General features: G+C 51.0%; 1 rRNA gene. It reads right to left on the minus strand.

Annotation, left to right across the window (positions count from 1 at the left end):
* Positions 1 to 1,629: ribosomal RNA gene (locus J3349_RS13935) — 23S ribosomal RNA — on the minus strand; the annotation flags it as partial.

Here is a 1,629-nt window from a genome sequence, read left to right on the forward strand (position 1 = left end):
CGAAACCCAATATTAGGCTACAGTAAAGCTCCATGGGGTCTTTCCGTCTTGTCGCGGGTAACCGGCATCTTCACCGGTACTACAATTTCGCCGGGCGGGCTGTTGAGACAGTGCCCAAATCATTACGCCTTTCATGCGGGTCAGAACTTACCTGACAAGGAATTTCGCTACCTTAGGACCGTTATAGTTACGGCCGCCGTTCACTGGGGCTTCGATTCAATGCTTGCACATCTCCTCTTAACCTTCCAGCACCGGGCAGGCGTCAGCTCGTATACGTCATCTTTCGATTTAGCACAAACCTGTGTTTTTGGTAAACAGTTGCTTGGGCCGATTCTCTGCGGCTCCATCTCTGGAGCACCCCTTCTCCCGAAGTTACGGGGTCAATTTGCCGAGTTCCTTAACAACCCTTCTCCCGTTGGCCTTAGAATCTTCTTCCTACCTACCTGTGTCGGTTTGCGGTACGGGCACCTCAGAAATACACACAGCTTTTCTCGCCATCTTCCATCCCAGACTTCGGTACTAATTTCCCTCGATCTCTACCGGAACCAACACCCGGCTCTGAGACTTCAAATGTGTCCCTGTGCTTAACTCTTTTGGTGGTGACGGAATCTCTACCGTCTGTGCATCGGCTACGCCTTCCGGCCTCACCTTAGCTCCCGACTAACTTGGAGCGGACGAACCTTCCTCCAAAAACCTGAGGCTTTCGGCCATGCAGATTCTCACTGCATTCGCGCTACTCATTCCGGCATTCTCACTTCTATACACTCCACAGCCGCTCACGCTACTGTTTCTCCGCGTATACAACGCTCCCCTACCCAATCCATTGCTGGATTGCCTAAGCTTCGGTGTCAGGTTTAGCCCCGTTAAATTCTCCGCGCAAAGACGCTCGACCAGTGAGCTATTACGCACTCTTTGAATGAGTGGCTGCTTCTGAGCCAACATCCTGGTTGTCTGCGTATCTTCACATCGTTTTCCACTTAACCTGACTTTGGGACCTTAGCTGTAGATCTGGGCTGTTTCCCTTTTGACAATGACATTTATCTGACACTGTCTGACTCCCAAGCATCAATACTCTGGCATTCTGAGTTTGATAAGCTTCGCTAACCTCTCGGCCGCTAGGCTATTCAGTGCTTTACCTCCAGGTATCTAACTTGAGGCTAGTCCTAAAACTATTTCGGGGAGAACCAGCTATCTCCGGGTTCGATTGGAATTTCTCCGCTACCCACAGTTCATCCGCCGCCTTTTCAACGGAGGTCGGTTCGGTCCTCCATGGAATTTTACTTCCACTTCAACCTGACCATGGGTAGGTCACCCGGTTTCGGGCCCATTATATGCAACTTAACGCCCTTTTCAAACTCGCTTTCGCTTCGGCTCCAGACCTTAAGTCCTTAACCTTGCTGCATACAATCGCTCGCCGGACCGTTCTACAAAAAGTACCCTATCACACATTGACGTGCTCTAGGTGCTTGTAGGCACAGGGTTTCAGGTTCTTTTTCACTCCCCTCCCGGGGTGCTTTTCACCTTTCCTTCACAGTACTATACGCTATCGGTCACTGGGTAGTATTTAGGGTTGGAGGGTGGTCCCCCCATCTTCCGACCAGGTTTCACGTGTCTGGCCGTACTCTGGAA

Source organism: Faecalibacterium sp. Marseille-P9590 (genome assembly GCF_017377665.1).
Classification (GTDB): Bacteria; Bacillota; Clostridia; order Oscillospirales; family Ruminococcaceae; genus Faecalibacterium.